This window comes from Dyella sp. SG609 (genome assembly GCF_012275375.1).
Lineage (GTDB): Bacteria > Pseudomonadota > Gammaproteobacteria > Xanthomonadales > Rhodanobacteraceae > Dyella_D > Dyella_D marensis.
On sequence record NZ_JAAZQJ010000002.1, the window covers coordinates 394,237 to 418,999 of the forward strand.

General features: G+C 69.4%; 27 protein-coding genes, 1 tRNA gene and 1 other RNA gene. 8 read left to right on the forward strand and 21 right to left on the reverse strand.

What is annotated here, in order from left to right; translation table 11 throughout:
- The 7 genes from fabF to FHW85_RS05070 form a co-directional block, all read right to left on the reverse strand.
- Window positions 1–1,239 (reverse strand): beta-ketoacyl-ACP synthase II, encoded by a 1,239-nt coding sequence (fabF, locus tag FHW85_RS05040; RefSeq protein ID WP_167257592.1) that lies wholly within the window; start codon window positions 1,237–1,239, stop codon window positions 1–3.
- Between the two features lie 204 nt (window positions 1,240–1,443).
- On the reverse strand, window positions 1,444–1,683 hold the full coding sequence (gene acpP / locus FHW85_RS05045) for an acyl carrier protein (RefSeq protein ID WP_026634450.1): 240 nt from the start codon (window positions 1,681–1,683) through the stop codon (window positions 1,444–1,446).
- A gap of 315 nt (window positions 1,684–1,998) precedes the next feature.
- A complete protein-coding gene (gene fabG / locus FHW85_RS05050) occupies window positions 1,999–2,742 on the reverse strand; it encodes a 3-oxoacyl-ACP reductase FabG (protein WP_167257591.1) in 744 nt (247 codons plus the stop codon).
- Window positions 2,743–2,786: 44 nt separating this feature from the next.
- A complete protein-coding gene (fabD, locus tag FHW85_RS05055) occupies window positions 2,787–3,734 on the reverse strand; it encodes an ACP S-malonyltransferase (protein WP_167257590.1) in 948 nt (315 codons plus the stop codon).
- A 139-nt stretch (window positions 3,735–3,873) separates the two neighbouring features.
- Window positions 3,874–4,851, reverse strand: coding sequence for a beta-ketoacyl-ACP synthase III (locus FHW85_RS05060; protein ID WP_167257589.1), 978 nt, complete (start codon window positions 4,849–4,851; stop codon window positions 3,874–3,876).
- A gap of 163 nt (window positions 4,852–5,014) precedes the next feature.
- A complete protein-coding gene (gene rpmF, locus FHW85_RS05065; protein ID WP_026634454.1) occupies window positions 5,015–5,209 on the reverse strand; it encodes a 50S ribosomal protein L32 in 195 nt (64 codons plus the stop codon).
- Between the two features lie 20 nt (window positions 5,210–5,229).
- A complete protein-coding gene (locus tag FHW85_RS05070; RefSeq protein WP_167257633.1) occupies window positions 5,230–5,706 on the reverse strand; it encodes a YceD family protein in 477 nt (158 codons plus the stop codon).
- Between the two features lie 269 nt (window positions 5,707–5,975).
- On the opposite strand from FHW85_RS05070, the gene FHW85_RS05075 reads away from it, so the two are divergent.
- The gene (locus FHW85_RS05075) at window positions 5,976–6,383 is read left to right on the forward strand and encodes a hypothetical protein (protein WP_343203626.1); all 408 of its coding nucleotides are present in this window, start codon (window positions 5,976–5,978) and stop codon (window positions 6,381–6,383) included.
- A complete protein-coding gene (locus FHW85_RS05080) occupies window positions 6,380–6,964 on the forward strand; it encodes a Maf family nucleotide pyrophosphatase (protein WP_168647568.1) in 585 nt (194 codons plus the stop codon). The genes FHW85_RS05075 and FHW85_RS05080 overlap by 4 nt, the downstream gene beginning before the upstream one ends.
- Here FHW85_RS05080 and FHW85_RS05085 read toward each other — a convergent pair.
- A complete protein-coding gene (locus FHW85_RS05085) occupies window positions 6,961–8,553 on the reverse strand; it encodes a glycosyltransferase family 39 protein (RefSeq protein ID WP_168647569.1) in 1,593 nt (530 codons plus the stop codon). The genes FHW85_RS05080 and FHW85_RS05085 overlap by 4 nt on opposite strands.
- A gap of 40 nt (window positions 8,554–8,593) precedes the next feature.
- Here FHW85_RS05085 and FHW85_RS05090 point away from each other — a divergent pair, with 40 nt between their 5' ends.
- From FHW85_RS05090 to FHW85_RS05105, 4 genes are read left to right on the forward strand one after another with little or no spacing between them, the layout of a single operon-like run.
- Entirely contained in the window at window positions 8,594–9,535 is a 942-nt protein-coding gene (locus FHW85_RS05090; RefSeq protein ID WP_167257586.1) for a MoxR family ATPase, read from the forward strand.
- 11 nt (window positions 9,536–9,546) lie between these two features.
- A complete protein-coding gene (locus tag FHW85_RS05095; RefSeq protein ID WP_168647709.1) occupies window positions 9,547–10,503 on the forward strand; it encodes a DUF58 domain-containing protein in 957 nt (318 codons plus the stop codon).
- Window positions 10,500–12,506, forward strand: a complete 2,007-nt coding sequence (locus tag FHW85_RS05100; RefSeq protein ID WP_168647570.1) for a DUF3488 and transglutaminase-like domain-containing protein — start codon at window positions 10,500–10,502, stop codon at window positions 12,504–12,506. The genes FHW85_RS05095 and FHW85_RS05100 overlap by 4 nt, the downstream gene beginning before the upstream one ends.
- A 59-nt stretch (window positions 12,507–12,565) precedes the next feature.
- On the forward strand, window positions 12,566–13,153 hold the full coding sequence (locus tag FHW85_RS05105) for a Slp/YeaY family lipoprotein (RefSeq protein ID WP_167257584.1): 588 nt from the start codon (window positions 12,566–12,568) through the stop codon (window positions 13,151–13,153).
- A 67-nt stretch (window positions 13,154–13,220) separates the two neighbouring features.
- Here FHW85_RS05105 and FHW85_RS05110 read toward each other — a convergent pair whose 3' ends face one another.
- The 8 genes from FHW85_RS05110 to FHW85_RS05145 all read right to left on the reverse strand — a co-directional run bounded on the left by FHW85_RS05110 (window position 13,221) and on the right by FHW85_RS05145 (window position 18,320).
- Window positions 13,221–13,565, reverse strand: coding sequence for a histidine triad nucleotide-binding protein (locus tag FHW85_RS05110; protein WP_168647571.1), 345 nt, complete (start codon window positions 13,563–13,565; stop codon window positions 13,221–13,223).
- A 25-nt stretch (window positions 13,566–13,590) separates the two neighbouring features.
- Entirely contained in the window at window positions 13,591–14,184 is a 594-nt protein-coding gene (recR, locus tag FHW85_RS05115; protein ID WP_167257582.1) for a recombination mediator RecR, read from the reverse strand.
- A 5-nt stretch (window positions 14,185–14,189) separates the two neighbouring features.
- Window positions 14,190–14,513: a YbaB/EbfC family nucleoid-associated protein gene (locus FHW85_RS05120; RefSeq protein WP_167257581.1), complete on the reverse strand. Its 324-nt coding sequence runs from the start codon at window positions 14,511–14,513 to the stop codon at window positions 14,190–14,192.
- 27 nt (window positions 14,514–14,540) lie between these two features.
- On the reverse strand, window positions 14,541–16,223 hold the full coding sequence (dnaX, locus tag FHW85_RS05125; protein WP_168647572.1) for a DNA polymerase III subunit gamma/tau: 1,683 nt from the start codon (window positions 16,221–16,223) through the stop codon (window positions 14,541–14,543).
- Window positions 16,224–16,423: 200 nt separating this feature from the next.
- Window positions 16,424–16,520, reverse strand: an RNA gene (ffs, locus tag FHW85_RS05130) — signal recognition particle sRNA small type.
- Window positions 16,521–16,593: 73 nt separating this feature from the next.
- A tRNA-Ser gene (locus FHW85_RS05135) sits at window positions 16,594–16,686 on the reverse strand.
- 97 nt (window positions 16,687–16,783) lie between these two features.
- Entirely contained in the window at window positions 16,784–17,542 is a 759-nt protein-coding gene (locus tag FHW85_RS05140) for an MBL fold metallo-hydrolase (RefSeq protein WP_167257579.1), read from the reverse strand.
- Between the two features lie 31 nt (window positions 17,543–17,573).
- The gene (locus FHW85_RS05145) at window positions 17,574–18,320 is read right to left on the reverse strand and encodes a 3-deoxy-D-manno-octulosonic acid kinase (protein ID WP_167257578.1); all 747 of its coding nucleotides are present in this window, start codon (window positions 18,318–18,320) and stop codon (window positions 17,574–17,576) included.
- A gap of 47 nt (window positions 18,321–18,367) precedes the next feature.
- Between FHW85_RS05145 and FHW85_RS05150 the strand changes: the two genes are divergently transcribed.
- Window positions 18,368–19,408, forward strand: coding sequence for a glycosyltransferase family 9 protein (locus FHW85_RS05150; protein ID WP_167257577.1), 1,041 nt, complete (start codon window positions 18,368–18,370; stop codon window positions 19,406–19,408).
- A gap of 171 nt (window positions 19,409–19,579) precedes the next feature.
- Here FHW85_RS05150 and FHW85_RS05155 read toward each other — a convergent pair whose 3' ends face one another.
- Entirely contained in the window at window positions 19,580–19,978 is a 399-nt protein-coding gene (locus FHW85_RS05155) for a DUF6165 family protein (RefSeq protein ID WP_167257576.1), read from the reverse strand.
- Between the two features lie 133 nt (window positions 19,979–20,111).
- On the opposite strand from FHW85_RS05155, the gene FHW85_RS22465 reads away from it, so the two are divergent.
- On the forward strand, window positions 20,112–20,615 hold the full coding sequence (locus tag FHW85_RS22465) for a glycine zipper 2TM domain-containing protein (RefSeq protein ID WP_279589784.1): 504 nt from the start codon (window positions 20,112–20,114) through the stop codon (window positions 20,613–20,615).
- Window positions 20,616–20,767: 152 nt separating this feature from the next.
- Here FHW85_RS22465 and lpxK read toward each other — a convergent pair whose 3' ends face one another.
- Genes lpxK through FHW85_RS05180 form a run of 4 tightly spaced genes read right to left on the reverse strand, consistent with a single transcriptional unit; the run spans window position 20,768 to window position 24,649 of the window.
- A complete protein-coding gene (gene lpxK / locus FHW85_RS05165; protein WP_168647573.1) occupies window positions 20,768–21,751 on the reverse strand; it encodes a tetraacyldisaccharide 4'-kinase in 984 nt (327 codons plus the stop codon).
- A gap of 7 nt (window positions 21,752–21,758) precedes the next feature.
- Window positions 21,759–23,531 carry a lipid A export permease/ATP-binding protein MsbA gene (gene msbA / locus FHW85_RS05170; protein WP_167257630.1) on the reverse strand — a complete coding sequence of 591 codons (1,773 nt, stop codon included), beginning with the start codon at window positions 23,529–23,531 and terminating at the stop codon, window positions 21,759–21,761.
- A 44-nt stretch (window positions 23,532–23,575) separates the two neighbouring features.
- Entirely contained in the window at window positions 23,576–24,004 is a 429-nt protein-coding gene (locus tag FHW85_RS05175) for a biopolymer transporter ExbD (RefSeq protein ID WP_167257629.1), read from the reverse strand.
- A gap of 6 nt (window positions 24,005–24,010) precedes the next feature.
- Window positions 24,011–24,649 carry a MotA/TolQ/ExbB proton channel family protein gene (locus FHW85_RS05180; RefSeq protein WP_167257628.1) on the reverse strand — a complete coding sequence of 213 codons (639 nt, stop codon included), beginning with the start codon at window positions 24,647–24,649 and terminating at the stop codon, window positions 24,011–24,013.
- Window positions 24,650–24,763 lie beyond the last annotated feature (114 nt).

Consider the following 24,763-nt stretch of genomic DNA (forward strand, 5'->3'; position numbering starts at 1 on the left):
TCAGAGGCGGCGGAACGCCAGCGTGCCGTTGGTGCCGCCGAAGCCGAAGGAGTTGGAGAGAGCAACGTCGACCTTGGCTTCGCGCGCGGTGTGCGGCACGAAGTCCAGATCGCAGCCTTCGCCCGGCTCGTCCAGGTTCACCGTCGGCGGCAGCACCTGGTCGCGCAGCGCCAGGATGGTGAAGATCGCTTCGACGCCGCCGGCCGCGCCGAGCAGATGGCCGGTGACCGACTTGGTCGAGCTCATCGCCAGCTTGTAGGCGTGGTCGCCGAACACGCGCTTGGCGGCCAGCACTTCGCCCAGGTCGCCCAGCGGCGTGGAGGTGCCGTGCGCGTTGACGTACTGCACGTCGGCCGGGTTGATGCCGGCATCCTTCAGCGTGTTCTCCATGCAGCGCGCCGCACCTTCGCCGCCCTCGCTGGGCGCGGTGATGTGGTAGGCGTCGCCGCTCATGCCGAAGCCGATCAGCTCGGCGTAGATCTTCGCGCCGCGAGCCTTGGCGTGTTCGTACTCTTCCAGCATCAGCACGCCGGCGCCGTCGGACAGCACGAAGCCATCGCGGTCCTTGTCCCACGGACGGCTGGCCCTGGTCGGCTCGTCGTTGCGGGTGGACATGGCCTTGGCCGAGCAGAAGCCGGCCATGGCGGTGCCGGTGGTGGCGAACTCGGCGCCGCCGGCGATCATCGCGTCGGCATCGCCGTACTGGATCATGCGCGCGGCCAGGCCGATGTTGTGGGTGGCCGTGGTGCAGGCGGTGACGCAGGCGATGTTCGGGCCCTTCAGGCCGTACATGATCGACAGGTGGCCGGACACCATGTTGATGATCGAGCTGGGCACGAAGAACGGCGACACGCGGCGCGGGCCCTTCTCGTGCAGTTCGATCGAGGTGTGCTCGATGGTGTGCAGGCCGCCGATGCCGGCCGCCACCGCCACGCCGATGCGCGGCGCATTGGCTTCGGTCACCTCCAGCCCGGAATCGCGCAGGGCTTGCGTGCCCGCGGCGATGCCGTAGTGGATGAAGGGGTCCATCTTCTTGATGTCCTTCGGCGCGATCCACTGCGCCGGATCGAAATCACGCACCTGGCCGGCGATGCGGGTGGCGTAGTTCGTGGCGTCGAAATGGGTCACCGCACCGATGCCGCTCACGCCCTTGAGAACGTTGTCCCAGGCCGTGGCGATATCGTTGCCGACCGGCGAGATGATGCCGAGGCCGGTAACCACCACACGTCGTTTGCTCATGCTGATCTTCCTTCATGGTTCCGTGTGCCTGCCGCGAGGGCAGCCATCCCGCGGAGACCGCGTGGATGCCGTCTTCGCCGTATGTTGCGCGAGACGCGAACCATACGGGTTAGGACGTTGCAAATTGCAGAAACGAAAACTGCGCCAATGTGGCGCAGCTTTCTGGTGTCGCGTCGTGAGGCAGGCCGGGCCCGCCAGGCACGATCACTCCTTGGTGTGGGCCTTGATGTAGTCGACGGCCTGCTGCACCGTGGTGATCTTCTCGGCCTCTTCGTCCGGGATCTCGGTCTCGAACTCTTCCTCGAGCGCCATCACCAGTTCGACGGTGTCCAGCGAATCCGCGCCCAGATCGTCAACGAACGACGAGCTCGGCTGAACCTCATCTTCCTTCACGCCCAGCTGCTCAACAACGATCTTTTTGACGCGCTCTTCGATGGTGCTCATGTTGCCAATACCTCCCAAGGACAAAAATGCCGGCGGATTGTAGTGGCTAAGCCTCAGCTCCCGCCACGGTCCACCAACGTTGGTAAGGCGCTGGCCCTGACGACCGGCGCGAAAGCGTAATTGTCTCCTAAAAACGGTCCGATGGCGACAACCCCGGCCGCCCCGCCCTGGCGGGCTCTGCCGGGCCGGGCGGACGGTCTGGCCGTTGGCGCCCGGGGTGGTCATGCATACCCGGGCGGATGTCCGGAAACACGACCGCGGAAACGATGGAGCCGCCCCTCGGGACGGCTCTGTCCGGACCGTTGGAAACCGGCCTTACGGCATGTACATGCCGCCGTTGACGTGCAGCGTCTCGCCGGTGATGTAGGCAGCCGCCGGCGAGGCCAGGAAGGCCACCGCCTTGGCAATATCCTGCGCTTCGCCCAGGCGGCCCAGCGCGATCTGGCCCAGCAGCGCCTGCTTGGATTCTTCCGGCAGCGCGCGCGTCATGTCGGTGTCGATGAAGCCCGGCGCCACCACGTTGACGGTGATGCCGCGGCTGCCGATCTCGCGCGCCAGCGACTTGGAGAACGCGATGATGCCGGCCTTCGCCGCCGCGTAGTTCGACTGGCCCGGATTGCCGGTGAGGCCGATGACCGAGGCGATCGACACGATGCGGCCCTTGCGCGCCTTCATCATGCCGCGCATCACCGCCTTGGAGGCGCGGTAGACCGAGGTGAGGTTGGTGTCGAGGATGGCCTGCCAGTCCTCGTCGCGCATGCGCATCAGCAGCTGGTCGCGGGTGATGCCGGCGTTGTTGACCAGGATGGAAAGCGCGCCGACCTCCTTGCCGATGGCGTCGACCAGCGCTTCGATCGCGCCGGTTTCGGTCACATTGAGCACGCGGCCCTGGCCGCCGTGCGGCGCCAGGCGCTCGCCGATCGCGGCGGCGCCGCTTGCGCTGGTGGCAGTGCCGATCACGGTGGCGCCCTGGGCGGCCAGTTCGTCGGCGATCGCCGCGCCGATGCCGCGGCTGGCGCCGGTGACGAGGGCGATTTCACCTTGCAGAGGCTTGCTCATCGTTGCTTGTTCCTGAGGTCTGGTGTGATGAGTGGCGTGGGCGCTCAGGCCCACTCGGCGCGCGCGGCGTCGAGTTCGGCCGGGGTGCCGATGGCGCGCGCTTCCACGCTCTTGTCGATGCGCTTGATCAGGCCGGCCAGCACCTTGCCCGGGCCGCATTCGGCCGCCCGGACGGCACCGCCGGCGGCCAGCGCCTGCACGCATTCGGTCCAGCGCACCGGCAGGTAGAGCTGGCGCTGCAGCGCGGCGCGGATGTCCTCGAGCTGGCCATAGGCGCGCGCCTCGGCGTTCTGGATCACCGGAATGGACGGCAGCTGCCAGTCCAGCTTCGCCATGCGCTCGCCGAGCTGGTCGGCGGCGTCGCTCATCAGCGCGCAGTGCGACGGCACCGACACGGCGAGCTTGATGGTCTTCTTCACGCCCAGTTCGGCCAGGCGCGCCAGCGCGCGGTCCACCGCTTCGGCGTGGCCGGCGATGACCAGCTGGCCCGGCGAATTGAAGTTGGCCGGCGACACCACCTGGCCCTGCGCCACTTCCTCGCAGACGGCCGCGATCTGCGCGTCGTCGCCGCCCAGGACGGCGGCCATCGCGCCCACGCCCGGCGGCACCGCGGCCTGCATCAGGCGGCCACGCTCGGCGACCAGGGCGGCCGCGTCGTGCAGCGACAGCGCGCCGGCGCAGACCAGGGCGCTGTATTCGCCCAGGCTATGCCCGGACAGCTGCGCCGGCAGCGCGCCGCCGAGCTTGCGCCACACGCGCCACACGGCAACGCTGGCGGCCAGCAGCGCGGGCTGGGTGTTCTCGGTGCGGTTCAAGGCTTCTTCCGGTCCCTGCTGGCTCAGCGCCCACAGGTCGACGCCGGCGCCCTGCGAGGCCTCGTCGAAAGCGGCCTGCACTTCCGCATGGGCGGCGGCCAGTTCCGCCAGCATGCCCACGGATTGCGAGCCCTGGCCGGGGAAGACGAATGCGAGCGAGGCAGCGTGCTGAGTCATGCAGGAACGGATTCCGTCGGGGAAAAGCGGAATGGTGCCAGCAACGCCGGCCGTACGCAGCCGTATTCCGGTGGCGGCACCCCTGAAATGCGCATGCCGCCCGGAGGCGGCATGCGCTTGAAACGTTTCGCGGGAAGCCTCAGTAGCGCAGCAGTGCCGAGGCCCAGGTGAAGCCGCCGCCGAACGCTTCCAGCAGCAGGTTCTGGCCGCGCTGCACCTTGCCCGAGCGCACCGCGTAGTCCAGCGCCAGCGGCACCGAGCCGGCCGAGGTGTTGGCGTGCTTGTCCACCGTGACGATGACCTTGTCCATCGGCATGGCCAGGCGCTTGGCGGTGGCTTCGATGATGCGCAAATTGGCCTGGTGCGGGATCAGCCAGTCCAGCTCGGACGCGTCCATGCCGGCGGCGCCGAGGGTTTCCTCGACCAGCGCGTCCAGCGTCTTCACCGCGACCTTGAACACTTCGCGGCCGGCCATGCGCACCAGCACGCCGTGGTTCTTCTCGTCGGCCTTGAAGCCGACCGACACGCCGACCGGGTTGTACAGCAGCTCCTTGTGGCCGCCGTCGGCATGCAGGCAGGTGGCGTAGATGCCGGGCTCCGAGGAAGCCTCCAGCACCACGGCGCCGGCGCCGTCGCCGAACAGCACGCAGGTGGTGCGGTCGTCCCAGTCCAGCATGCGGGTGAGCGTTTCGGCGCCGATCACCAGCACCTTCTTGGAGTGGCCGCTGCGGATGAACTTGTCGGCCACGCCCAGCGCATAGACGAAGCCCGAGCAGGCCGCATTGACGTCGAACGCCGCGCAGCCGTTCGCGCCCAGCCGGTGCTGCACCAGGCAGGCGGTGGACGGGAAGATGATGTCGGGCGTGGTGGTGCCCATCACGATCAGGTCGAGCTCGGAGGCCTTCACGCCCGCCGCCTCCAGCGCGCGCTGCGCGGCCTGGGTGGCCAGGTCGCCGGTGGTCTCGCCGTCGGCGGCGATGTGGCGCTGGCGGATGCCGGTGCGTTCGCGGATCCATTCGTCGCTGGTATCGACGAACTTCTCCAGGTCGGCATTGGTGACGACACGCTCCGGCAGCGCGCTGCCGGTGGCGATGATGCGGGAATAGATCTGGGCCATGGACTGTCCGTGGGAAACGGCACGGAGCGCCGCCCACGCTGGGAGACTGCCCGCACCAAGACCGCAAAGTTACGTTCGTGAGCGCCTAAACGCAAAGCGGCGCGTCACCGCGCCGCCTTGCAGAACCGGATCCTTTAGGAGCGTAAAGCCCCCGCGGGAGCGCTCAGTCCTCTTCGACCACCGAAGTATTGGTGTCGATGACCTTCTTGCCGCGGTAGTAGCCATCCTTGGTGACGTGGTGGCGACGATGCACTTCGCCGCTGGTCGGATCGGTGGCGAGCTGCACGGTCTTCAGCGCATCGTGCGAACGACGCATGCCGCGGGTGGACGGGGTCTTGCGGCTCTTGGCAACGGCCATGGCGAGTCTCCAGCTAAGCGTTATTTCTTGAGTTCGCGCAGGATCGCGAACGGGTTATCGGAACGTCCCTCGACCGAATCCTCTTCGGGCGATGGGGGCACTACATCGTCGGGCAGCGTGCTGTCCGGATTGACCGGGATCAGCGGCAGCGCCAACAGCAATTCGTCTTCGATCACGTCCGCGAGGGCCAGCTTGCCGTCCTCGGCGATCAGGAGCGGCTCGCTGCCCGGAGGCAAGGCTGCTTCTTCGCGCTCGAAACGGATCAGGCCGAGCCGGGTATCCACATTCACCGGGAGCACGAAGGGCTCCAGGGAACGCTGACAGATCACGGCGAGCGGCGCTTCGACGCGTACGTCGAGGTACGCGTTGTCGAACTCGTCACGACCGAAATCCAGCTCGAACCGGGCCTCGCCTTCGGTACCGGCGAGGGCTTCGCTCAGGCGCCGCATGGCGGCGATGGGCAAGGCTCCCTTGAACGAACGCCGCGCCGAGACCATGCGCCAAGCGTCCACGGACTCTGGCAGTGTCACGGACATAATCGCGAAATCATAGGTTTGCGGCCGGTCCAAGTCAACATCTTGTTTACCTGGCCGGGCGCGGCGGCCACATAGGCTGCCCGGCTTCATTATTGTGCTTCAAGTCCGTCCGGGCGTTTTGCCTGAACGGGCCCCATGCGGCAGACTGCGCCCTCCCACGCCGCCGAGCCGCTCCGTCTCACGTGAATGACCTCCTGACGTACGGCCTGGCCACCTTCTTCGTATTCGCCGTGATCGTCACGGGCGGCAGCCTCTGGCTGCGGCGCCGCGGCAACCGCCGCTCGGACAGCCTGCACGAGCTGCTCGACGTGGCCGACCGGCTGGAAGCGGACCTGAAGACCTGCCGCGCCGGCCTGCAGCAGGCCCATGCGGTGATGTCGCTCAATCCGGACAAGCCCGCCGCCAGCGAACAGGAAGCCCGCCAGGCGATCGAGGCCGGCCTGCGCTCCCTGCTGCAGCAGCGCATCTGGATCCGCGACCAGGCGCCCCACGCCACCCAGGACCAGCTCAACCAGGCCGTCGCGGCGATGGCCGAGACGCGCAGCCGCCTGGCGCCCCTGCTGGAAGCGCTGAACGACGCGCAGCACGCGCTGGACGACGCCATGCGCGAGCACATCCAGCGCGATCCTCAAGCATGAGCCCGCCCCGCCTGGTGCTGGGTTCCACCTCGCGCTACCGCGCCGACCTGCTGCGCCGGCTCTGCCCGGAGTTCGAACAGCGCGCCCCCGGCACCGACGAAACCGCCCTGCCCGGCGAAGCCCCGGACGCCCGCGCCCTGCGCCTGGCCGTGGCCAAGGCCGAAGCCTGCGCGCAGGGGCTGCACAACGCGCTGGTGATCGGTTCGGACCAGGTCGCCGAACTGGACGGACGGATGCTGGACAAACCCGGCACGCCAGAGCTCGCCCGCGAACAGCTGGCCGCCAGTTCCGGCCGCAGCGTGCAGTTCCACACCGCGCTGTGCCTGTTCGATACGCGCAGCGGCGAGCGGCACGTGCATGTCGACCGCACCCGCGTGCAGTTCCGCGTGCTGGGCGCGGATGAAATCGCCCGCTACGTCGAACGCGAACAGCCGCTGGACTGCGCCGGCAGTTTCAAATGCGAAGGGCTGGGCATCAGCCTGTTCGAGCGCATCGACAACGAAGACCCGTCCGCCCTGATCGGCCTGCCGCTGATCGCGCTCGCGCGGCTGCTGCGCACGGCCGGCGTCGCGCTGCCCTAACGGAACGACGCGGCACCTTCGCGCCAGATCACGCAGTTGCCCGGCGCCACTGGCGCCGATCCCGCCACCGGCACGCGCCCGGCATAGAAAGCGATGCGCTTGCGTCCGTCGAACAGATCCAGCCGTTGCAGCGGTTGCGGATTATCGATGCGCTTGCACAGCGAACCGAGCCAGTCGGAACGCTCGCGGATACGCAGCGAGGTTTCGTCGACCGCCAGCAGCATCGGTGCACCGGCCTGCGCCTGGCGCAGCGCGGCTTCGTCGCGATGCCATACCGCGAGCTGCGGCGCGCGCCCGTGCTTGGTATTGAGCGGACTGTCCAGCGCATACACCGGCACCGCGCCGTCGAGCTGGAATTCGAGCTCCGAAGCCAGCATGAAATTGTCGGCCACCAGCACACCCGGATGCGCAGCGAGCAAAGCGCGCGCTGCATCGCCGCTCTCGCGCCAGCCCACGAAGCGCGCAGGAAATGCCTTGACGCCGGCCAGCGCCGTCGCGCCGCGCTCGCTCGCCGCCATGCCCAGATAGGCCAGTCCGCTCAAATGCCCGAACAGCGCCATGCCCACCGCCGCGATGGTGACCCACCGGATCCAGCGCCTTCCCCACAATGGCCGCAGCAACACCGGCAAGGCGCCCAGCAGCGGCAGATAACCCGGCAGCGGCCAGTGCGCGCGGAAACGCTCGTCGTCGGCAAACAGGCCGAGTACGAAATACAGCAGCACGAAGCACAGCGAAGCGATCGCGATCAGATCCCACGGCGCCCCTTCGCCGCGCCGCCGCCAGCTACGCCACGCCGCCCACAGCAGCAGGCCGTACAGCAGCGGCGTACATGCGGCGGCCTGTTCCAGCGGCTGCACCAGCGCATCGGCATGGAAGCTCCACGGATTGCGCTCCACCACCTGGAACGCCAGGCCCGCGCCGCGCTGCTGCCAGTTGGAAACCGCCAGCGGAATCAGCCCCAGCAGCGACAGCACCAGCGCGATCCAGAATCCCGGCCGGCGCCATTGCAGGCGTCCGCGCGGCGTCAGCAGCAGCAGGCCCAGCCCGGCCAGCATCGGCATCACCGCGCGGTAGTGCGTCAGCCAGCACACGGCCAGCGCCGCGCCGAGCAGCAGCCAGTCGCGCAGGCGGTCGTCCTGCATGGCGCGCAGCAGCGCGAACAGGGCCAGCATGCTGGCCACCGTCAGCGGCACGTCCGGCACCGCCATCACGCCCAGCGTGCCGGCCAGCGGCAGCGCCAGGCACAGCAGGCCGGCCTGCCAGCCGGCGCGCGCATCGAAAGCGCGGCGGGCGAACGCGACCACCAGCCACGGCAGCGCACTGCCCACCAGCAGGAACGGCCAGCGCATGCCGAGCACGCCATGGCCGGCCAGCGCTTCGCCGAGGCGGATCATCCACGCGGTGAACGGCGGCAGGTCGCTGTAGCCCCAGGCCGGATGCCGGCTCTCCTGCCAATAGAACGCCTCGTCGCCGAACGGCGCCAGTTGCGCGGCGACCGCAATACGTGCCCCAAGCAGCACAAGAAAGGCAATGAGAAACGCGCCTCGCCAGCGCGCGAGGCCCGGGGCTACACTGCCGCGATCATGCATGGCTCATGCCCTGCCCCATCTCATCCCTCTGCGCGTTGCCATGTCCGCGATCACTCCACTCCACGATGACGCCCTGCACTCCCGCCTCGACGCCGCCATGGCGCAGGTCAACCAGGTGCTGCTCGGCAAGCCGCGCCAGGTCAAGCTGGCTTTCACCTGCCTGATCGCCGGCGGCCACCTGCTGCTGGAAGACGTGCCGGGCGTGGGCAAGACCACCCTCGCGCATGCGCTCGCCGCAAGTTTTGCGCTGGACTTCCAGCGCGTGCAGTTCACCAGCGACCTGTTGCCGTCGGACATTATCGGGGTGAGCGTCTACGAGCGCGAGACCGGCCAGTTCCGTTTCCACCCCGGCCCGATCTTCACCGGCCTGCTGCTGGCCGACGAGATCAACCGCGCCACGCCGAAGACGCAGAGCGCGCTGCTCGAGGCGATGGCCGAGGGCCAGGTCACCGTGGACGGCCAGACGCACACCTTGCCGCAGCCGTTCTTCGTGGTGGCCACGCAGAATCCGCTGGACCTGGCCGGCACCTTCCCGCTGCCGGATTCGCAGCTGGACCGCTTCATGCTGCGCGTCTCGCTGGACTATCCCGACGCCGCCGCCGAACGCGCCCTGCTCACCGGCAGCGACCGCCGCGACCTGCTGGCCCAGCTCAGCCCCAAGCTGGACGGCCCCGCGCTGTCCACCCTGCATCGCCAGGCGCAGGCGATCACCGCCAGCCCGGCCCTGCTCGACTACCTGCAGGCGCTGCTGGCCGCCAGCCGCCGCCATGCGGAAATCCGCGTGGGCCTGTCGCCGCGCGCCGGCCTGGCCCTGCTCAATGCTTCGCGCACCTGGGCCATGCTGTCCGGCCGCGGGCACGTGCTGCCGGAAGACATCCAGGCACTGTTCGTGCCGCTGGCCGGCCACCGCCTGGTACCCGCCCGCGGCGCCAACGGCGACGCGCTCGCGCGCCAGCTGCTTGCCGAGGTGGCGGTGGATTGATGGCCATGGGCGTGGCCGACACCTACCGCCGCTTTCAGCAATGGGCCGAGCGCCGGCTGCCGGCACTCACCCGCTACCGCCGTCCGGAAAGCCTGCCGGTCGAACTGCACCGGCGCCGCATCTATATCGTGCCCAGCGGGCTGGGCGCGGCGTTCGGCGTGCTGCTGATGATCATGCTGGCCGGCGCGCTCAACTACGCCAACAACGCCGCCCTGCTGCTCACCTGCATGCTGGCCGCGGCGTGCACGGCGAGCATGCTGGTGGCATTCCGCGCGCTCGACGGCCTGCGCCTCACCGCGATCCAGGCCGGCCACGCCACCGCTGGCGAAGCGCTGACCCTGCAATTGCACGTGGATGCCGGCGTGCGCGCGCGCCAGGCGATCCGCATGGAAATGGACGGCCGGATGCAGGCCTTCGCGGTCCGTGCGCATCAGCAGCTGCCGGTGGAGATCGCGCTGCAGACCGACCGCCGCGGCTGGCAGCAGCTGCCGCGCATCCAGCTGTGGACCAGCTGGCCGCTCGGCTTGTTCCGCGCGTGGAGCTGGCTGTATCCGGACATGTCGGTGCTGGTATGGCCGCGCCCGGAAGCGGAAGGACCGCCGCCGCGCTCGCCCACCGACGACCCCACCCATCAGCGGCTGCATCACGGCGACGACCTCGCCGCGCTGCGCGACTACCGCGCGGGCGATTCGCAGCGGCGCATCGCCTGGAAAGCCAGCGCGCGGCATGAAGGCCTGCTGGTGAAGGATTTCGAGCAGCCGCGCCCGCGCCTGGAATGGCGGCTGGACTGGCGCGACCTGAAGCACCTGGACAGCGAATCGCGCATCTCCCGCCTGGCCCGCTGGCTGGGCGAGGCCGAGGCCCGCGGCGTGCCGTCCAGCCTGTGGCTGCCCGGCGAGGAGATCGGCCATGGCGCCGGCCCCGCGCATTACGCGCGCTGCATGAATGCGCTGGCGAAGCTGCCATGAGCCCGGCATCGAACAACGCGGAAGCGAAAACGTTCGGCCTGTTCCGCCGCAAGCGCGACGAGGCGCCGCTCGATACGCGCGTCTTCGACCTGCTCTGCCTCACCGCCGCGGTGGTGCTGGTGCTGCACGCCATCCATCTGCCGCCCTGGCTGGATGCCGCCCTGATGGCGGTGCTGGCACTGCGCTGGTGGCAGCGCCGCCGCAAGCCGGGGCGCGCGCCGGCCTATCTGAAGCTGCCGCTGGTGGTAATGCTCGCGGCCACGGTGATCTTCCACTACGGCAACATCTTCGGACGCGAGCCCGGCTCCGCGCTGGCCGTAGGCCTGCTGGTGCTGAAGCTGCTGGAGACCGAGACGGCGCGCGACGCCAAGGTCGCCGTGGCCTTCGCCTGCTTCACCTTGATGGCCGCGCTGCTGTCGGACCAGGGCATGGTCGCCACCTTCGTGGTGGCACTGGGCCTGCTGCCGGCGGTCGCCAGCCTGCGCGCGCTGCAGCCGGCGCGCCTGCCCACCAGCCTGCCGCGCGAACTGCTGCCGGCGCTGGGCCTGCTCGCCGCGGCACTGCCGTTGTCGCTGCTGGCCTTCGTGCTGGTGCCGCGGCTGGAATCGCCGCTGTGGGGCGCGCCGCCGTCGGGGCAGGCGCGCACGGGCTTGAGCGATGGGATGTCCCCGGGCGATTTCGTCGACTTGCTTACCGACGACCGCCCCGCCCTGCGCGCCAGCTTCGACCAGGGCGTGCCCGCACCGGAGCAGCGCTATTTCCGCGCCTATGTGATGTGGCATTACGACGGCCGCCGCTGGAACAGCGTGCCGAGCGGCCGTGCGCCGGTGCCGGTCGAAGCCATCGACAGCATCGGCTACCGCATCGCGCTGGAACCGACCAGCCAGCGCGTGCTGCCGGCGCTGGACGTGCCGTTGGAAGCACCGCCGAATGCCACCCTGGGCAGCGACCACGACATCACCAGCAGCAAGCCGGTGCAGGATCCGCTTACCTACGAACTGCGCTCGGCCGTGCGCTACCGCCTGCAGCCGGAGCTGGACGACTTTGCGCGGCGTCGCGCGCTGCAGCTGCCCGAGGGTTTCAATCCGCGCGCGCTGGCGCTGGCGGCGCAGTGGAAGCAGGCCTACGGCACCCGCGATGCGGCCATCGTGGCCGCGGCGCTGTCGCTGTTCCACGACGGCGGCTTCAGCTACACCCTGGCGCCCGCGCCGCTGGGCCGCGACGCGGTGGACGATTTCCTGTTCGGCACCCACGAAGGATTCTGCGAACACTACGCCTCGGCCTTCACCGTGCTGATGCGCGCCGCCGGCGTGCCGGCGCGCGTCGTCACCGGCTACCAGGGCGGCTACTGGAACAAGCTCGGCCAGTACCTGCTGGTGCGCCAGTCCGACGCGCATGCCTGGAGCGAGGTATGGCTGGACGGCCGCGGCTGGGTGCGCATCGACCCCACCGCCGCGGTGCGGCCGGAGCGGGTCAGCCTGGGCGCCGCGGCGGCCGCCGCCGCCGCGGGCCAGTCCGAATGGCAGGGCGCGGCCTGGCTGCGCGACCTGCGCAACCGCTGGGACGTCGTCAACCATTGGTGGAGCGAAGGCGTTATCGGCTTCGACGCACTCAGGCAACGCGGGCTCCTCACGCCATTCGGCGTCCGCAACACGGATACGATGACCCTGAGCGTGCTGCTGGCGGCCAGCAGCGTGGCGTTCGCCCTGCTCGGCCTGGCCTGGGCCCTGTGGCGGCGGCGCGACGAAGACCCCCTGCGGGCCGCGCTGCGCACGCTGGAGCGCAAGCTGGCTTTGGCCGGCGTGGCGCGCAGGAGCAGCGAGGGCCCGCAGCATTACCTGCAGCGCGCGGCCCGGGCCCTGCCCGGCCAGCGCGCGCAGCTGGACCAACTGATGAGGAGCTACCTCGACCTGCGCTATGCCCATCAAACCCCGCCGCCCGATCCCCTGCGACGGTTCCGCCGGGCGGTGCGGGAATTCAGACCCCGACACGTGGTCAAATGAACCGAACGACTGAATGTTTCGGATCACGGAAGATCCGCCCGATCATGGAGAAAGCGGTCATGTCCACCTACAAGTTCCTCGCTACCGCAGCCGTGACGGCTACGCTGGCGGCCTGCGCAACCATCCCCCAGCCGTTGCAGGGCACCTATACCGAAATCACCACGGCCCAGGCGCAGCAAGGCGGCGCCGGCGGCAGCAAGGTCCGCTGGGGCGGCGAGATCATCAAGACCGAACCCGGCCCGCAGGAAACCTGCTTCTTCCTGCTCTCGCGTCCGCTGGACAGCGAAGCCCGGCCGAAGATGGCCACCGACAACGACAGCCAGGGCCGCTTCGTGGCCTGCCGTTCGGGCTTCTACGATCCGGAGGTGTTCTCGCGCGGCCGCGAGCTCACCGTCACCGGCACCCTGCACGGCACCGTGTCGCAGAAGGTGGGCGAGTACGACTACGCCTATCCGCGCGTCGAGGCCGACGTGGTCTACCTGTGGCCCAAGCGCGTCGCCGTGCGCTACCCGCCGGGCTACTACGACCCGTTCTGGGGTCCGGGCTTCGGTCCGTACTGGGGCCCGGGCTGGGGTCCGTGGGGCGACCCGTTCTGGTACCAGCCGCGGGTGATCGTGGTGCCGCGCGCGGTGCCGCGGGGCAAGTAAGCCAGACGTCCAAACTAAAAACGCCGGCCCCTGGGCCGGCGTTTTTTTGTGCCTCGTCGCGCGCGGCTCAGCCCGGCGGCCAATGCATGCGCCGTCCCGCCAGCAGATGCACGTGCAGATGAAACACCGTCTGCCCGCCGTGCTCGTTGCAATTGATCACCGTGCGGTAGCCGTCCTTCGCCAGGCCCTGCTCGCGCGCATACGCGGCCGCGGCCAGCAGCAGCTTGCCCAGCAGTTCGGCGTCGCCGGGCTGGGCTTCGTCCAGCGAGGCGATCGCGCGCTTGGGTACGAACAGCACGTGCACCGGCGCCTGCGGGTTGAGGTCGCGGAAGGCCAGCACGTCCTCGTCTTCGTAGACGATGTCGGCGGGGATGTCGCGCCGGATGATCTTTCCGAAAATCGTATCGGCCATGCTCAGGCTTCCTTCTGTGATGGTTTCAGCCCAGCGTCTGGCGGCTGCCGAAGGCATGCGCCAGGGTGCTGCGGTCGACGTATTCCAGCTCGCCGCCCAGCGGCACGCCGTGCGCCAGCCGCGTCGGCTTGACCTTGGCCGCGCGCGCCAGCTGCGCCAGGTAATGCGCGGTGGCTTCGCCTTCCACGGTGGGATTGGTGGCGATCACCATTTCCTCGATCTCGCCTTCGGCCAGCCGCTCGGTGAGCAGGTCCAGGCCCAGTTCTTCCGGCCCCAGCCCGTCCAGCGGCGACAGCCGGCCCAGCAGCACGAAGTACTGGCCGCGGTAGCCGGTGGCCTGTTCGATCGCCGCCAGCTCGGTGGGCGACTCCACCACGCACAGCACCTGCCGGTCGCGGCTGCTGCTGGCGCAGAGGGAACACACCGGCTCCTCGCTGAAATTGCGGCAGCGCGTGCAGTTACCGATGCGCTGCATGGCCTGCTCCAGCACCTGGGCCAGGCGCAGGCCGCGCTCGCGTTCGCGCTCCAGCAGATGGAAGGCCATGCGCTGGGCGCTCTTGCCGCCCACGCCGGGCAGGCAGCGCAGGGCTTCGATCAAATCGGTGAGGAGTTTGCTCACGTGGCTTAGAACGGCAGCTTGAAACCGGGCGGCAGGTTCATGCCGGAGGTGACGCCGCCGAGCTTGTTCTTGCTGGCCTCGCCCACTTTGTTGACGGCGTCGTTGATCGCCGCGGCGACCAGGTCCTCGGCCATCTCGGGGTCGTCCGCGAACAGCTTGCGGTCGATCTGCACGCGGCGCACTTCATGCGCGCCGCTCATCACCACGGTGACCAGGCCGCCGCCGGAACTGCCGGTGACTTCCAGCTTGGCGATCTCTTCCTGCGCGCGCTTCATTTCTTCCTGCATGCGCTGCGCCTGCTGCATCAGCTGGCCGATCTGTCCTCTCATGACGCGTACTCCGAAGGCTTAGGTGTATCAGGGTTCAAACGGCTTGACCGACTGCGGCAGCACGCGCGCGCCGAATTCCTTGCGCAGCGACTGCACCAGCGGGTCTTCCTCGATCGATTGTTCGGCGGCCGACTGCGCGGCCGAGCGCGCATGGGCCGCGCGCGCGGCGGGCGTTTCGGCGCCGCTGGAGCGGTCGTCGACGAAGCGCAGGCGGATGCGTTCGCCCAGCGCCTGGCTGATGCGCTCTTCCATCTGGCCGACCATCGGCTCCACCGCCAGGTGCATGTACATCGGCTGCAGCGCCAGCACCAGGGTCGAGCCTTCGCGGTCGCGCAAGGTGGCGTTCTGCGCGAGCTGGCCCATCGGGCCGCGCAGGCTGGCCTGTTCGATCAGGCTGTCCCAGTGCGGCAGGCCGCGCGCGTCGAGCGCGGGTGCGGCGCGCGGCGCGGGCGCCGGCACGGCTGCGGGTTCGATGCGCGGCGCGGGTGCTTCGGCGGCGCGCGGCGCCGGGCGTTCCAGCGCAGGCGCGGACATCGGCGGCGCGGAGCGCGCCGGTGCGGGCGCGGCGGCGGGACGCGGCGCGGCAACGGCCGGACGCTCGGCGCGCGCCGGCTCGCCCTCGCCCGCCGGGCGGAACGCCAGCATGCGCAGCAGCGCCATCTCGAAACCGGTGCGCGCATCCGGTGCCAGCGCGAGGTCGCGGCGGCCGCCGATGGCGATCTGGTAGTACAGCTGCACGTCTTCCGGACCCAGACGCTCCGCCAGCGCGGCGAGCGCGGCTTCGTCGCCGCCGTCGCCTTCGGGGCGATAGCCCGGCACCAGCTGCAACAGCTGCAGGCGATGCAGCACGGCGGCGAGGTCGTCGAGCACGCCGCCGAAATCCGGCGAGAACGAGGCGATGCGCGCGCATTCGGCCATCAGCTGGTCGCCGTCGCCCGCAGCGAGCGCCTCGAGCACGCCCAGCACCTGGCCGCGCGCGACGCTGCCCAGCATGGCGCGCACGTCGTCCAGCTTGAGCGCGCCGCCGCCGTAGGCGATGGCCTGGTCCAGCAGCGACAGGCCGTCGCGCAGCGAACCGTCGGCGGCGCGGGCCAGCTCGACGATGGCGCCGTCTTCGTAAGCGATGGCTTCGGCGCCGAGGATGTGGCGCATCTGCCCGGAGATCTGTTCCGGCAGCAGGCGCTTGAGATTGAACTTGAGGCAGCGCGACAGCACCGTCACCGGCAGCTTCTGCGGGTCGGTGGTGGCGAGCAGGAACTTCACGTGCGGCGGCGGCTCTTCCAGCGTCTTGAGCAGCGCGTTGAAGGCCGGCTTGGACAGCATGTGCACCTCGTCCACCAGGTACACCTTGAAGCGTCCGCGCGCCGGCGCGTACTGCGCGTTCTCGATCACTTCGCGCACGTCGTCCACGCCGGTGTTGCTGGCCGCGTCGATCTCCAGCAGGTCGACGAAGCGGCCGGCGTCCACCGCGGTGCACACCGCGCACTCGCCGCAGGGATCGGCCGACTCGCCGCGCTCGCAGTTGAGCGACTTGGCGAAGATGCGCGCGATGGTGGTCTTGCCCACGCCGCGCGTGCCGGTGAACAGGTAGGCGTGGTGCATGCGGCCGGTATCGAGCGCATTGGTGAGCGCGCGCACCACATGCTCCTGCCCGACCAGTTCGGCGAACTTGCGGGGGCGCCATTTGCGCGCGAGTACCTGATAGGACATGCGTTGGAAACCTGCTGGACGCCGGGCTGGCGCGGCCCTTTGGAGCTGCGCAGCGAGGACGGGAATGAAGTGGCGGGATACTAACTTGGGGCGACGTCCGATTGTGCCAAGTCGCCTACGGCAAGTCAGCACGGTCGCTTGCGGCACGTCGGTACGGGAGGCGGCGCGAATGCGCGTGGCGGAGCCCGAAAAGGCGGCGACCCCGCCAGCCACACCCCGGCACCCGAATCATTCGCTACCGTTGCTCCCTTCCGGGCCTGGCGGGATTTACGAACTATCGTCGCGGGGGGACCGACGGGGTCACCATAGACGGTGGGCTGGTCGCCCTGGTCGACGGTTGCGCCAGGCGCGGACCGTCATGCGATTTCACTGGCGGAGAGGGCGGGATTCGAACCCGCGATACGGGGATAAGCCGTATACACACTTTCCAGGCGTGCTCCTTCAACCACTCGGACACCTCTCCGCGATGGTGAAATCGCCTTGCCGGGCATTCCAGCCCGGCAAAGAGGGGAAATCATAGCGGCAGGCCCCGATCCAGACAAGCCGCCTCAAGCGCTGCCTCAACCGGCATCCGGCCGTGGCGCCGCCGGCGGCGGCAGCGCGATCCGCTCGCCAGCGGCGGCGATGGCATAGCCGCGGGCGGCCAGCGCCGCACCGTCGGCGGCGCTGCCGTAGTGGTACAGGCGCAGGCGGCCGCGCAGGGCCTGCGGGTATTCGCGCTCGATATCGTCGATGCCGGTATGCGAGGGATTGCCGACCAGGCCGCAGTCGTGCGCCACCAGCTCGGTGCCGGCCGCGTAGCGCGCCAGCATCTCCGGCACCGGCCGCGTGTCGCCGGTATAGGCGAAGCTGCCGCCCAGGGCGAGGCCGAACGAGGTCTGCGGCAGGTGGTGGCGGGTGGGAAATACGTCGAACCACTGCCCGTCCAGCCAGAAACCGCGATGGCAGGGAATCAGCTGGAACGCCTCCCAGAAATTCACCCCGCCCTCGGCCAGCACGCCGGGATAGTCCGCCACCCGCGCCTGCAGCCAGCTCATCAGCGCCGCATGCACGAACAGCCTGGTGCGCCCGCGCCGCGCTTCGTCGAACCACAGGCGGAAGAACAGCCGCTCCATGCCGCCGACGTGGTCCATATGCGTGTGCGTGATGAACAGCGCCGGCGGCACGTCGCCGTAGGCGGCCACGTAGCGGTCCAGCGTGTCCGGCCCGCAGTCGATCAGCAGCAGCGGCGCGCCGTCGCGCTCCAGTACCGCGGCGGAAGAGCCCAGCTCCACCGCGTGCGCGGCGCCGACGCCCAGGAAATGCAGGTTCCAGTTCATGCGGCCGCTTCCTCGCGCAGGCAAACCAGGCTCATGGCGCGTCGCCGCCGACGCCGAACGCCGCGGCGTAGCTTTGCGCCAGCGGCTGCCACACGGTCTTCTCAAACACCGCCTCGCTTTCGGCGCCCGCGCCCAGCTTGAGCAGCGAACGGCGCAGGCGCTGCAGGTTGGCCGTGCGCCAGGCTTCGGCCGGCGCACGCCGCTCGCCGCGGTCGAAATCGATCAGGTACAGGCCCGGCTCCGCCACCAGGATGTTGTGCGCGTTGAGATCGGCATGCCACACGCCGGCGCGGTGGAAGCGCGCGATCATGTCGCCGGTGCGCTCGGCCAGGGCGGCGTCGAGGCTGCCCCAGGCCAGGCATTCGGCCAGCGTGCGCGCGGAAGGGACGTGGCGGGTGATCAGATCGGCGGTATAGAACGGGCCGTGGCGCCGGTAGCGCGCGGCGATCGGCTCGGGCACCGGCAGGCCTTCGCGCGCCATCGCGGCGAGCAGGCGGAATTCGGCGAAGCTGCGCGTGCGGTCGGCGCCGGTCCACACATAGCGGTCGCCCAGGAACCGGGCCACCATGCCGCCGCGGCGATAGTGGCGCAGCACGCCCTCGCCCGCCGGCGTGCCGACCAGGGCGACGCCGCCGCGCCCGCCGGTCTGCATGCGCAAGGCGCCCAGTTCGCGCCAGTGGCTAGGCATGAACCAGTCATCGTCGACTTGTGACGAAACCGTGGGGTCGAACAGAATCGCCCCGCCCGCCTTCGTCCGGACCTGCTCTTGCGCCATCATGTGCGACCCGGCACCCCATCCGATAATCATTGATTCTAGCCCACGCCATGCCTGCTCCCACCTCCATCTGCCTGCTGCGCACTTCGGCCATCGGCGACGTCACCCATGTCGTGCCGCTGGTGCACACCTTGCGCAGGGCCTGGCCGCAGGTGGAGCTGACCTGGATCGTCGGCAAGCTGGAGCGCCGCCTGGTCGGCGACCTGCCCGGCGTGGACTTCGTCACCTTCGACAAGGGCGCCGGCTGGGCCGGCATGCGCGCGGTGCATGAGGCCCTGCGCGGCCGCCGCTTCGACGCGCTGCTGCAGATGCAGGTGGCGATGCGCTCCAACCTGCTCAGCCTGGGCATCAAGGCGAAACGCCGCGTGGGCTACGACAAGGCGCGCGCCAAGGACCTGCATGGGCTGGTCATCAACGAGCGCATTCCGGCGCGCACCGGCGAACACGTGCTGGAGGCGATCGGCAGCTTCTGCGAGCCGCTGGGGCTGCAGCAGACCGAGGTTCGCTGGGATATTCCCCTGCCGGAAGAAGCGCTCGCCTGGGCGGCCGAACAGCTGCCGCCGGGCGCGCCGGTGCTGCTGGTCAGCCCCACCTCCAGCCACGCGCTGCGCAACTGGCGCCCGGAGCGCTATGCCGCGGTGATGGACCATGCCGCGCAGCGCGGCTGGCGCGTCATGCTGATCGGCGGCCCCTCGCCGGGCGAGCGCAGCATGGCCGACGCCGTGCTGGCCGCCTGCCGCCTGCCGCATACCGACCTGACCGGCAAGGACACGCTCAAGCGCCTGCTGGCGATGCTGGCGCGCGCCTCGCTGCTGCTCACCCCGGATTCCGGCCCGATGCACATGGCCAATACGGTGGGCTGCAAGGTGCTGGGCCTGCATGCGGCAAGCAACCCGGACCGCTCGGGCCCCTATTCCGACCGCCGCTGGTGCGTGAACAAGTACGACGCGGCCGCGCGCAAATACCTGGGCAAGCCGGCCAGCGAGATTCCCTGGGGCAGCAAGATCGAATACGCGGGCGTGATGGACCTGATCGAGGTCGACGACGTGATCGAGCGGTTCGAGGCTTATGCGGCGACGCTCGGCGCCTGAGGGATAGCGGGCCGGCTTTTTTTGCTCGTCATTCCGGCGCAGGCCGGAATCCAGTAGCGACAAGGCTCGATGGTCGCCAGAACGTTCAAGAGCGGCAGCTTGGAGTCACTCACTCCATGAAGCGCTCCGTCACTGGATTCCGGCCTGCGCCGGAATGACGGCGGTAGGCCGTCAGCCGGCCTTGTAGTCTTTGTACGACTTCTCTTCCACCAGCTGCGAGCCCAGCTTCAGGTTGATCTCGCGCTTCACCGCCGCGCGCTCGTCGTTGCGGAAGTACACCGCGCGCGCCAGCTCGATGAACTCCTGGTCGAAAGCCTGGGCCTTTTCCTTCAGGCGGATGCGGTCTTCGATATCCCACAGCGTTTCGTTGACCGCCAGCAGGCGGGCGCGCTCGTCGCCGATGTCGGTGGCCGCGGCCGGATGGGCGGCCCAGGTGGTATTGAGCTGATCCAGCTCGTTGCGCACGTTGGCCAGCTTGGCCGGGTCGGTCATCTGCTTGGACTTGATCTCCAGGATGGTGATCTTGTCGATCAGCTCACCGTAGGACACCGGGACTAGGATCAGGCTCATGGGAACTCCCTTCGAAAAACAGGCCTGGCACGCGGACGGCGCCGGCAGATTGCACATGATAGAGACAATACCTGGCCGATGGTTCAGCTGATCCGAATAGACTGTGCGGGCCTCACTACACCGGGAGAATCCAATGAACACCAAGCAGCTCCTCATCCTGCCCCTGGCAGCCGCCCTCGCCTTCGCTTCCATGGGCGCCGCCGCGCAGTCCTCCAGCACCAGCCGCCGTCCGGCGGTCGATGCCGCCGGCCAGCTCAACGGCAACGTGCTGATCCGCCGCGACGGCATCTTCCTGCGCTGCACGCAGTGCGGCACGGTCGAGTCGATCGAGCGCACCGTCACCCAGGGCGCCGACCACGGCACCGCCGGCGCGATCATCGGCGCGGTCGCCGGCGGCGTGCTAGGCAACCAGGTCGGCAAGGGCAACGGCCGCAAGGCGGCGACCGTGCTCGGCGCGGTGGGCGGCGGCTTCGCCGGCAACCGCATCGGCCGCGGCGGCAGCAGCGAAAGCTTCACGCTGCGCCTGCGCATGGGCGACGGCGGCTACACCAACGTCACCGTGCCGGACGCCAGCGCGATCCGCGAGGGCGACATCGTGCAGGTGGACCAGGACGGCAACGTGGTGCGCGTGCAGTAAGCGCGGCGCATGCGGTTCGAAGAGCGCGGCCGGTGGCGACACCGGCCGCGTTTTTTTGCACGACGGTGAAATCGCGGCCGCCGTGCTGTCATTCCGGCACAGGCCGGAATGACGGCTGAGAGGTATCGCGACCGGTGGATTGCCGTTGCGGATCAGCTGCGACGGGCCGCCACCAGCTTCTCGGCCACCGCATCGAAGAACGCCTGGGGCAGCACGGCCCGCACCGACACGACCCACGCCTGCGCAGGCGCCAACGCCGCGCATTTCACCGCGTCCTTCTCGGTCATCAGCACCGCAGCGCCGTCGCCGAAATCCAGTTCGCCGGAAACGTAGGCGTGGTGGTCGGGGAAAGGATGCGGCACCACTTCGATGCCGCGCGCGCGCAGGTCTTCGAAGAAGCGTTCGGGGTTGCCGATGCCGGCCACCGCATGCACGCGCTGGCTGCGGAACGCATCCAACGATTGGGTGACGCCATCGCGCAAGGCGCGCGCCGTGCCGCCTTCGAGGCGCATCGGCACTTCGCCCGCTTCGGCGCTGCCGCCGTTGCAGACGCGGAAATCCACTTCGCCCAGGCGCGCCAGCGGTTCGCGCAGCGGGCCGGCCGGCAGCAAGCGCCGGTTGCCGAAGCGGCGGGCGCCGTCGATCACGCAGATTTCCACGTCGCGGCGCAGGCGATAGTGCTGCAGGCCGTCGTCGGCAAGAATCGCGTCGCAGCCGGCGTCGATCAAGAGGCGCGCTGCCGCGGGGCGGTCGCGGCCTACCGCCACGGGCGTGCCGGCGGCGTGGATCAGGCAGGGTTCGTCGCCGAAGCGCGCAGGGTCCGGCTTGTCGCCGAGCAGAAGCGGTCCTTGTTCGGTGCCGCCATAACCGCGGCTCACCACGCCCGGACGGAAACCGCGCAAACGCAGCGCTTCGGCCAGCGCGATGGTCAACGGCGTCTTGCCGGTGCCGCCGACGCTGACGTTGCCGACCACGAGTACCGGTACCGGCAAGCGCACGCTGGACCACAGGCCGCTTCGATAGAGGCGTCGGCGCAGCCGCGTGACGCCGCCGTACAGCCCCGCCAGCGGCGCGGTCCACCACGGCGCCGTGCCCTTGCCGTACCAGGCCGCGGCTAGCGTGTCGGCCAGCGCCACGGCGGCCTCAGTCGCTCGCCTTGTCGTGGAACTGCATGCGGTGCAGCGCGGCGTAGTGGCCGCTCAGGGCGAGCAGCTCCGCGTGCGTGCCGCGCTCGACGATGCGGCCCTGGTCCATCACCGCGATCTGGTCGGCGTGCTCGATGGTGGACAGGCGGTGCGCGATCACCAGGGTGGTGCGGTCGCGCATCAGGCGCTGCAGCGCCTGCTGGATCAGCCGCTCGGATTCGGTATCCAGCGCGCTGGTCGCCTCGTCCAGCACCAGGATCGGCGCATTCTTCAGGATCGCGCGGGCGATGGCGATGCGCTGGCGCTGGCCGCCGGAAAGCATGTTGCCGGCCTGGCCGATCTGGCTGTGGATGCCCTTGGGCAGGCGCTGGATGAATTCCATCGCATTGGCCGCCTCGGCCGCGGCGACGATGTCCTTCTCGCTGGCGCCTTCCAGCTCGCCGTAGGCGATGTTCTCCGCCACGCTGCCGTCGAACAGCACCACGCTCTGCCCCACCCAGGCGATCTGCCGGCGCAGCGAGGCCAGGGTGTAGCTGGCGTAGTCGTGGCCGTCCAGGTCGATGGTGCCGGCACTGGGTTCGTAGAAGCGCGGCAGCAGGCTGACCAGGCTGCTCTTGCCGCTGCCGGAGCGGCCGACCAGGGCGGTGACCGTGCCGGGGCGGCAGTGCAGGTCGACGCCGCGCAGCGCTTCGAAATCGTTGCGCGCATAGGTGAGGCGCACGTCGTTGAACACGATGTCGCCGCGGGTGCGCTCCAGCACGCGGGTGCCGGTGTCCACTTCCGGCGGCAGGTCGATGATGCCGAACAGGTCTTCGCAGGCGGCCACGCCGCGCTGCACGCTGGCCTGCACGCCGGTGAGGCGCTTGAGCGAAGGCAGCATGCCGCCCATCGAGGTGAGCACGGTGATGAACACGCCGGGCGAGATGCTGTCGATCACGTTCGGCCGCGTGCCCAGGTATACCAGCAGGGCCAGCGCGAACGCCGCCGCGGTCTGGATGGTGGCGCTGGAGAACGCGCTGGTCACCGCGACTTTCAGGTTCAGCCGCTTGGAATGCTCGGTGACCTGCTCGAAGCGCTCGGCTTCGCGCTTCTGGCCGCCGTAGATGCGCACCTCGCGATGGGCGCCGACGGATTCCTCCACCGTGCCGGTGACCGAACCCATGGTGCCCTGGATGCGCTTGCTGATGGTGCGGTAGCGCCGGCTGACCACGGTGACGATCAGCACCACCGCCGGCACCATGATCAGCAGCGCCATGGTGAGGTAGGCGCTGGTCGAGAGCATCACGTACATCATGCCGACGATCATCAGCCCTTCCGTGACCGCCACCTTCACCGCGTCGGTGGAAGCCTGCGCCACCTGTTCGCTGGTGTAGGTGATGCGCGACACCTGCTGGCCGGAATGCTCGCTGCCGAAGAAGGCCGCCGGCAGGCGCAGATAGGCGTCGAACACGTCGCGGCGGATGTTCTGCACCACGTTGCGGCCGATATAGGCAATGCCGTAGTCGTTCAGCACGATGGCCACGCCGCGCAGCACGAACAGCCCGATGATCCAGATCGGCATCCAGAAGATCAGGTAGGCGTCCTTGTGCGCGAACAGCTCGTCGATCATCGGCCGCAGCAGCTTGGTGAACGCGGCGAGGCAGCCGCTCTCCAGCGCCATGCCGACCAGCGAGACCAGGCCCACCACCCAGTAGCGGCGGGTATAGCCGAGCAGGCGCTTGTAGGTCCGCCAGGTCTCGGCGTCCCACACGGAGGCTTTCTTGTTGCTCACCGGTTCGCGCCCATGACGTCGGCGCCCGCTGTTTCGGCGCCCATTTAGCGCGAGCCCGCCTGGGTCGGCGTGGTGGCGATGGACAGCTTGGTAAAGCCGAGCTGGCCGAGCGCGTCCATCGCGGTGACCACGTTCTGGTGCGGCGTCATGGCGTCGGCGCGGATGGTCACCTGGCGTTCGCGGTCGTCGCCGGCGATGTTGGCGATGGCCTGCTTGAGCGGTTCGATGCCCTGCCCCAGCACTTCGTCGGTGCCGACGTAGTAGTGCCCGTCGCGGTCCACCACGATGGTGAGCGCGGGCGCCTGCATGTCGCGCTCGTCCGCGCTGGCCTTGGGCAGGGTCACCTGCATCCGCGTGTGCTGGACGAAGGTGGTGGTGAGTACGAAGAACATCAGCAGGGTGAGCAATACGTCGATCAGCGAGATCACGTTGATCTCGAAGTCGTCCTGCCGGCGGTCGTTGCCGATGCGCATGCCGGGTCAGCCCGCGGTCGACTCGGCGGCCGGACGGCGCGGACGCGCCGCGGCCGGAGCGGCGACGGTGAGCTCGTCCAGCAGCACGGTGGTCTGCTTCTCCATCTCCACGCAGTAGCCGGCCACCCTGGAACGGAAATAGCGGTGCAGCACGTAGGCGGGAATCGCCACCACCAGGCCGCTGGCGGTGCAGATCAGCGCCTCGCCGATGCCGCCGGCCATCTTCAGCGGATCGCCGACACCGCCCTTCATCACGTCCATGAACATGCGGATCAGGCCGACCACGGTGCCCAGCAGGCCCAGCAGCGGGCCGATCAGGGCGATGGTGCCGAGCGTGTTGAGGTAGCGCTCCATGTTGTGCACCACATGGCGGCCAGTGTCCTCGATGCGCTCCTTGATCAGCTCGCGCGGACGGTTGCGCACGGCCAGCGCGGCGGCCAGCAGTTCGCCCAGCGGCGAGCCGGTGGCGAGGGTGGCCAGGTGGGCCGGATCGAGCTGGCCCGAGCGCGCCCATTCGCGCACTTCGTCGCCCAGGCCGGGCGGCAGGACCGACTTGCGGCGCAGGGTCCAGCAGCGCTCCAGCACGATCGCCAGCGCGATCGCCGAACAGATCAGGATGGGCAGCATTGCCCAACCGCCAGCCATCAGGATATCCAGCACGACTACACCCACCCATGCGATCGAATTGCAGGGGCGCATCATAGCAGTCCCGTCCGGCGGTTCCGCGGCGCCCGTGGCAAATGCGCGATGCATCGCACA